The following is an 8,252-nucleotide window of genomic DNA, read 5'->3' as shown; positions in this document are numbered from 1 at the left end:
AATGTCTTGGCGCAGCCGAGGCTGAGTTTCTGCGAAGCTAAAAGCCACCCCCTCAAAGAATATGCCGTGCCTAATATCCCCGCCAGCCCATCCCATCTGAACATCCCCACGACTTCGTCCTCTCCCTCTGCGTACTACTGCCGATGTGGCTGTGGCGGTAGGTGGTACTCTCGCCGTTACCTTTGCCATTACTGCCGCTACCGGTATTGCCGGCAGCTTTGGGGACATCCCTGATGTTGACGCGGTCGTGGCTGCTCTGCTCGGCGGAATTAGCGGCGGTGAGCTTGGTATCGGTCGCTGTGGTGGGTAAGCAAATAAGTAGAGGCTACCTGAAAATTTCAGGTAGCCTTTGGGGTTGCAAACAGGGTTGAAGTAGCGGATTATTAAAGAACGGGTAGGCTGAAGGACGAGACAAAGGGGATTTTTCAGGTAGCCTAATGCTATTTTCTATCCTATTATCTTCACTAGATCATTTATCCAATCCATCGTGCCAGACAGGCGTTCCTAGGCGACGCATACACCTGTTATAACCAGTTTCTTTACCACAAATTAAGTGATTTTTTCTACGTAACTCTCGTTGTTCCGGCGATTCGGCAGCATAGTAGGCTGATTCTTTCCTCATAGAATCAATAAATGCAGCTCTTGTTGCATAATGCCCATTCCACCAATCAGACATACTGCAAGCACTAAGCAGCAGGCTGGATATCAATATTATCACCAGTGAATTAATTGAATGGTTTTGCATGATATCTCCTTCCTTGGAAGTCAAAATAGTCTGTTCCATTAATCCGTATTTTGGTTGCTTGAGGAGGTTTTACTCCTTCTATTTTATCTAAAGTTTTTTGATCGTATGCGCTTACGTTACCAAAATGGTCAATAGTATATAAGCTGCCATCTGCTCCATGTGTAAGAACTTTAGATAGCGAGCTGGATTGATAAAACTCTATTTACCACCCTAACTAAGATTACTTATCCAATCCATCGTGCCAAACAGGCGTACCCCTACGGCGCATACACCTATCATACACAGGAGTAAATAGAGACCTATCTTTTTCATGTACCGCTTCAGACCAGCAAATAGGGTGATTTTTCTCACGTAGAGCCTTTGTAGCAGGAGATTCAGAAGCATAATAAGCTTCCGCCTCTTGTTGATCAGCAATAATTGCTGCTCTTGTTGCATAATGCCCGTTCCACCAATCAGACATGCTGCAAGCACTAAGCAGTAGACTGGATGTCAATATTATCATTATGGAATTAATTGAACGGTTGTGCATGATATCTCCTTCCTTGGAATTCAAAATAGTCTGTTCCATTAATCCGTACTTTGGTTGCTTGAGGAAGTTTTACTCCCTCTATTTTATCTAAAGTTTTTGGATCATATGCGCTTACGTTACCAAAACGATCAATAGTGTATAAATTGCCATCTGCTCCCTGCGTAAAAACTTTAGGTAGGGTTGGATTGATAAAACGTCCTACATCATTCTGTTTCTCTAGAGGTTCTACAGTTCGATTGATTTTACTAAACTCTGGATTAACAATAGCTTTACCTGTTCTAGCATCCAAAATATCTTGACCATTTGCATCTTTTAAGTTTCTTTCTATCGTCTCCCAACCATTATAACTACTATGGTTATAGCATTTACCAAAAGGCAAACCTACGCACGTCCCGGCAGTTGTGGGATTGGCACCAACTCCGCCGCCCACAGGATCGGTATTATTGCTGGCCAGGAATAAGGTGGTTGCCACACCATTGCTGTCTTGATAGCCGTTTTCGCGCAATTGGCGTAAAAAGCGTACTCCGTTGGCTGCCGGCCCGTGGAATTTGACGCTTTCCAGCGGGATATTTCTTACCCCCAATATGTTGTTGGTGTATTGCAGGCTGACACTTTCTGTGAGCGTACCCCGGCTGTGGTCGCTACCACGGATTTTGGTGTTGGTTTGGCTTGCCAGCAGATTAAGCTGCACGTTTGTCTTCTGTGCATTGGTCAGAGGCAGGTGCGCACCCGTCATTTCGTTGATTTTGTCGTAACCGGCATAGAAGACGACTTCGCTTAGGCCGGGGACAACGCCGGCAGAAGGGTTGTTTACCACCACATAGAGTGTGCCGTTCTGTGCTGCCCGGGGATTGTGTAGGACAGCGTTTCGGAAGGCCTGCTCTTTATTGTTGTAAATGCCGGGATTCTTGCGGACGATGGTGCCGCCTGTCATGATGCTTCTCGGATCGAAGATTTGGGTGGCAACGCCATCAAATGGAACTTTTTCGTTGGCTTCCTTGGTTATCAGACTACCATCATGTTTGGCTGCGGCCTCTAGGGTGTTGTAAATGTCGCGGCAGAAATATTGCAGGTTCGGCCCTGTGCATTCCACCCGGTAAATCTGCCCGGCGGTGATGTGGGTGGCGGCATTCTTGGCGTATTGGGCATGCTGGGCGGTTACCTGTGCGGCGGCCACGTCGGGCTTGCCTGCCCAAAGAATGCCTAAGGCTGTATCTAAATATGAAGCGGTTTGCTCCAGTTTGGCGGCTTCGGCCTCCAACGCTCGGGATTCTGCAGTTTCCACCCCGTTGTTTTGGGCGCGGATTTCCATTGCCCGAATGTATTTGTCGGTGGCACGGTTGATGATGGCTTGGCGGATACCCGGCCGGGTTTGTTGATCGAATTGCTGCATGACGCTCTGCTGCAATGCTAGTTCTTTTTCCACCCGCTCGCGGTCAAAGCCGTTTTTCAGGTAGCCTGCGGTGGCGTCGGCAGTCTCGGTACGCCGATCGGTGTAGATGCCTTCCACAGCCTGTTGTACGCTCTGTCCGTTGCGGCGCTGCTGTTCGGCGGCGTCGGTAATCTGGATGTTTCTCGTGCCGATGCCGCTTCGGGTGGTGCTGCTTTGGCTGTCCTGATCTTTGCCGAAACCGAAGCCTTGGCTGAAGCGGCCGCCCCTGCCTTGGGCGATGCCGTTGGCGTCGCTCTGCCCTTGGGCGGCCCAGCGGACGTTGCCGCTGTCGCCGATTTCCTGTTTGCCTTTGCCGTTGATGCCGCCGCTCATGCCGAAGCCGAAGCTCTTGCCGCTGTAGCGGCTGTGGTTGGCCAGGTCGCTTTGGCCGAGGCTGCCGGTTTGGAAACGGTTGCGGCCGTTCTGTTCGGCGCTTCGGCTGGAAACGATGAGGCCGCCGTTGAGCTCGGTATGGCGGGATACGGCTACCTGAAAGCCGTCGTCGCCGGCATACAGGCCGGATTGTTCGCTGGCGCTGAGGTGGTCGGCGTCGGTTTTGCTTTGGCTGTATTCGGCGCTGCCGGAGAAACCGTAGCCGATGGTGACTTGAGCGCTGCCGTGGAATTGTTTGCCGCGGTAGCGTTCGCTGTCTTGCGGGGTGATGATGTTGAGGTTGCGGGCGGTCAGGCCGATGCCTTTGCCTTCCACCCGGGCGCCGTGGATGGTGGTGTCGGCGCCGCTGACGAGTTCGGTGCGGCTGCGGCTGCTGCCGATGTGGCTGTGGCGGTAGGGGGTGCTCTCGCCATCGCCTTTGCCCCGGCCGTAGTTGCCGCCGCCGGTGAAGCCGAGGCTGAGGCCGTTGCCGACGGAGAGGGCGACGCCGGCGTTCCAGCCGGCCTGGCGGCTGCGCCGGGTTTCGTTGCGCTGTTCGCGGGCGGCTTCGAGCAGGAGATTGTGTTCGGCGGAGAGATAGGTACCGCGCTCGCCGGCGACGTCGGAACCGGTGATGCGGATATTGGACTGTTCGCCGGCGCCGGCGGCGGTGAGGCGCACTTGGCCTTGGGCTTGGATGCCGGAGGCGGTGGTTTGGTTGCCGTCTACATGGTTGTGCTCACTGTTGTGTTGTTCGCCGTAGGTGATGGAGATGTTGATCGGCCCGCCTTTGCTGCCGCTTTTGCCGTTGCTGCCGGTGCCGGTATTGCCGGCGGCTTTCGGGGCGGTGGCGTTGCGGACGCTGTTGGCTGCCATTTGGTAGGCTTGATAGCCTTGGTAGGCGCTGTTGGCGGCGGCCATGATGTTGACGCGGTTGTGGCGGCTTTGCCCGACTTGCTCGGCGGAAGCGGCAGCGGCCTGGGCGGTTTGCATCAGGTCGGTTACCATGGTGCCGACGGCGACGGTGAGGCCTTTTTGGGTGTAGCTGTGGTAGTAGTCGGAACGGTAGGGGCTGTCGGCGGCTTGGACGGTGATGTTTTGGGCGCGGATGTCGATGTTGCCGTCGGCAAGCAGGCGGCTGCCGGTTTGAGTATAACTGCGGCCGGCCTGAATCAGGGTGTCGCCGCTGCCGCTGCCGACAACGCTGCCGCTTTGGATGATCTCGCTGCCTTCTTGGCGGCTGCGGTCGGTTTTGTTGCCGATAAAGCGGCTGAAGGCGCTGTCGCCGGGCATCAGCCCGGAAATGCGGCTGCTGCCGCGGTAGTGTTTGTCCAGCGGTTCACCGGCGGCGAGGATGTTGACGTCGCGGCCGGCAGTCAGCTGCAGCCCTTCGCGGCCGAATACTTGGGAGCCGATGATGTTGATGTCGCCTTGTGTGGCATCGATGCGGACGGTACCGCCGGCATTGGCGCTGCTGCCGACGGCGCGCAGATAGCGCTGGGTGTCCTCACCGTGGCTCTTCTGCCGGGTGAGGCTGGAGCTGGCGGCGGGCATCCATTGTTCGAAAGCGGCGGCAGCATGGTTGGTTTCCCAGGTGCGCAGTTTGTCGGCCATGCCGCCTTGTTGCTGCCGGGTTTTGCTGAAGGCCTCGCCGTATTTCTGCAGCTGGCGCAGTTCGGGGGCTTTCAGATTGAGGTTGAGGCCAAAGCCGCTGCCGCTGCTTTGCTGCTCGGTGCGAGTGTTTTCTTGTACGTAGGCGGCACCGAGGTTGACTTCTTTGGACTGCAGCGCCAAATCGCGCCCGGCAAAGAGTTGGGCGGCCTGGGTGTCGATGCGCTCGCCGGCGGCAATCACGGTGTCGCCGTTCAAACTGCCGACCCGGCTGGAGACGGCGGCGGTGAGGTCGTTGTCTTGAGTGGTGCGGTTGCGGGATTGGCTGTAGCCGATATTGGCTACGCCGTTGCGCATGCCGAAAGTAAAGCCGGAACGGCGGGAGCGGTGGGTGTCTTCGTTACGGTAGTGGTTCTCGGCGGCATTGAGCTCGATTTTACCGCCGGCGGCCAGGGTGGTGCCTGCGTCGCTGACGATGCTGTTGCCGCGTACCAGCAGGTCTTGATTGCTCTGTACGGTGACTTGGCGGCCGGTGAGGCTACCTGAAACGGCGGTGTCGTGTTGGCGGCGGGCTTGGTATTGGTCGCTGCGGCGGGTCAGCAGACCGGAAGAGCGGTTGTAGGCGGATTCGTCCGAATTCAGGGTGGCGCGGCCTTCGGTCAGGCTGATGCCGTTCTGGGCGGCCAGCCGGACATGGCCTTGGCTGCTGTCGATTTCGGCGGCACGGGCATCGATACGGTCGCCGGCGGCCAGGGTGAGGTCGCCTTGGGTTTGGATGCGGGTGCCGACTTCGGCAGTTTGGTGCACGTGGCGGTGGCGCCGATCATCGATCCCGCCCAGGGTTTCGTGGTGTTCGGTTTGTACGGTACCCAGACGGATCTGTTCGCCGGCCAGCAGCCGGGTTTGGCCGTTGGCCGAGGCGTTACTGATTAAAGCGGCATCGGCCTCCAGCCTTTTGCCGGCCTGCGCCTGTAGGATGCCGCCCTCAGGGGCGGTTACATACAGCCCGGCCACCCGATCAACAGTGGTGTTGCCGTTTTGCCGGTCGCCGCCGGTAGCGGTGGTGGAGCGCAGCCGGATATTTTCGGCTTGCAGCTGCAAGATGTTTTCCGCAATAACGCTGCCGCCGGTGAGGTTGATGTCTTGTGCGGCACGCAGACGGACGCTGCCGCCTCGGATTTGACCGTCGTTATCGATGTTTTTCGCACCCAAATCCACCACACGGCGGCCGGCTACCGTGCCGTTGTTTAGCATGCGCTCCAGACCGGTGAGGCTGATTTGCTCGGCGCTGATCAGCGCGCCGGCGGTATTCACGTCGCCCTTTCTGGCCACTACATAGACTTTGGGCACCAGCAGGGTTTGTGTGCTGCCGTCGGGCAGGCTGACACTTTGCCGTTCCAACCAAACGATGTCGCTGGTCAGGCGGGCCACCTGTTCGGCCGACAAGGCAATACCGGGCACCAGGTTTTGCGAGCGGGCGAAGGTGATGCCGGCATCCATCAGGTCTTTGAACTGCTGCTCGTCGTTCTGGTAGCCGTCCAGCCGCCGATAGCCGGTCAGTTTGGCGATTTGCTCGTTGATCAAGCGCTGCTCGTAATAGCCGTCGCCGAGGCGTTTGTGGGTATAGTCGGGATCTTGCCCGAGGCCGCGCAGCATATAGTCGCTGCCCAGCCAGCTGCGATAGTCGGTGAAGGCGGGATCGGTTTCAATCAGCCAGCCGGCCCGGCCGGGATTGATTTTGAACAGGCTGCCGTTGGGTAAACGGGTGTCGGCAGCCACGCTGTGGATCTGCGGCAGGCGGCCGGCAGCATCGCTCACGGCAGTCGGATTCGGGGCGGCGTTGTCGGCCTGCGCCTGCGGTGCCGGCACGTTGGCTGCCTGCTGTTCGACCGTACCGACCGGATGGGTAAACGGCCGATGGCGGATACCGATGATTTCATTCATATCGCCACCACCTTCCCAACGCACATGTTTTTGGCTGGGACGCCATTTATTGCGTCGGCGGTAGGTACCTTGACGGTAGTCACCAATCTGTTTAGTGACTTGTTCTTCTTCGCGGGACTGGCTGTCCAGCAGGCCGACCCTGCTTTCGGACAGGCTGCCGCCCACCAGGATACGGCTGTGCTGGTTAAACCAGCTATCACCGGATAAAGCCAAATCACCGCCGACGATGATTTCGCCCGGCCGGTTTTCTACGATGCGTTCGCGATAAACATTTTCGTGATAGGTATAGCGGGTTACTTTAGACACCTCGCCCCGGTCAAACCGCTCTTCGGTGCGACCGCTCTTGCGCTGCCCTTCGGCAGAATAACTCCAGCGCAGATTGGTGCGGTGTTGCGACATATGGCCGTCCACACCTTCAACGTAGCGGTTCGGGTCGCCGAGGAAGCTATAGGCCTGCCCCGGGGTGCTGCTCTCCACATAGCGTTCGGTACGGAAATGCGGATTCAGGTTCCGCCCCTGTTTTGCAGCCAGCCATGCCTTGCCGGCCACTTCGATCCGGGCACTGTTGTTGACCAAGCTGTCGGCCTCGCCAACGGCCTGATGCTGACTGTCCAAGCTGCTGCCAACAAACATACTGCCTTGGCTGGCAATCAGGGCGCCTTCTTGGTTGGTAATGTTTTTGGCGCCGATATCCAAACGCTGCCGGGCCGCAATAGTGGCAGCCTGGGTAGTACCATTGGTGGTTTCCTCACGGTTGGTCAGGCTGTCGGACGCCAAAGAAAGCTGGTTACCATAGATACGCCCACTGCCGATATTTTGCATTGACTGGGCGGCACGCACCAAAGTCAGGCCGTTGCTGTTGATCAAACCGCGGTTTTCAAGGGTCTGGGCAGCCTGCACTTCGGTACGGCTACCGGCCTGGATGATACCGCCTGCAGCATTGTCGACTGCGTCGGCCTGTACCGATACGCTCTCGCCGCCCTGCAGGGTATGCCGGTTGGTCAGCCTGCCGCGTACCGCTACATTCAGGCGGCGACCGGCTTCGATGTTCTGCTCGGTCAGTAAATCGTGATTCACGCGTACATCGGCATCGCGTCCGGCGGCCACGGTACCTTCGCCCAACAACGAACGGGCGGACAGCTGTAAATCCCTACCGGCCAAGATATGGCCGGCAGCATTGCTGACGGCAAGTCGGCCTCCGTTGCCGTCATGAAGGTGTAATTGGTCGGCCGAGCTGATTTGACCGTGCCGGTTATCCAGCTGCCCGGCAATACTTAAGTCGGCGCTTTGATTACTGCGGATAGCACCATTTTGGCTGTTGTCAACCTGCTCAGCCTGCAGTTGCAGCCGCTCGGCATCAATCTGTCCGCCTTGGTTCAGGATGCGATTGCCGTTTACTTCGGCAGTTTGTCCGGCAGCCAACTGCCCGTGTTGATTGGACAGGGTATCGGCCTGCAGCTGCAAGTCTTTGGCCGAAGCCACTTTGCCTTGCTGGTTTTGGATCGTACGACTGCGGATGGCAGCCTGCTCGGTAGCCACCAAACTGCCCTGCCGGTTATCTAAATTTTGTGCACCGATTTCCACCCGGTTGGCCAGTATGCTGCCTTGCCGGTTATCCA

General features: G+C 57.3%; 3 protein-coding genes. All 3 read right to left on the bottom strand.

Features of this window, described 5'->3' with window-relative positions:
* Nucleotides 1-469: 469 nt before the first annotated feature.
* Nucleotides 470-745, bottom strand: a complete 276-nt coding sequence (locus HMPREF2796_RS11195; protein ID WP_141749211.1) for a hypothetical protein — start codon at nt 743-745, stop codon at nt 470-472.
* A gap of 220 nt (nt 746-965) precedes the next feature.
* Complete coding sequence (locus HMPREF2796_RS10495) at nt 966-1,274, bottom strand: hypothetical protein (protein ID WP_141749210.1); 309 nt, start codon at nt 1,272-1,274, stop codon at nt 966-968.
* Nucleotides 1,255-8,217 carry a hemagglutinin repeat-containing protein gene (locus tag HMPREF2796_RS10490; RefSeq protein ID WP_210385364.1) on the bottom strand — a complete coding sequence of 2,321 codons (6,963 nt, stop codon included), beginning with the start codon at nt 8,215-8,217 and terminating at the stop codon, nt 1,255-1,257. The genes HMPREF2796_RS10495 and HMPREF2796_RS10490 overlap by 20 nt, the downstream gene beginning before the upstream one ends.
* Nucleotides 8,218-8,252: the final 35 nt, after the last annotated feature.

The sequence above is a fragment of the Eikenella sp. HMSC071B05 genome, assembly GCF_001811325.1.
GTDB classification, from domain to species: Bacteria; Pseudomonadota; Gammaproteobacteria; order Burkholderiales; family Neisseriaceae; genus Eikenella; species Eikenella corrodens.
This window is presented reverse-complemented; position numbering and strand designations above follow the sequence as displayed.

Bases quoted from the DNA above. Each gene is read 5' to 3' on its own strand.
- HMPREF2796_RS11195 (WP_141749211.1), bottom strand. From the start codon at position 745: ATGCAAAACCATTCAATTAATTCACTGGTGATAATATTGATATCCAGC.
- HMPREF2796_RS10495 (WP_141749210.1), bottom strand. From the start codon at position 1,274: ATGCACAACCGTTCAATTAATTCCATAATGATAATATTGACATCCAGT.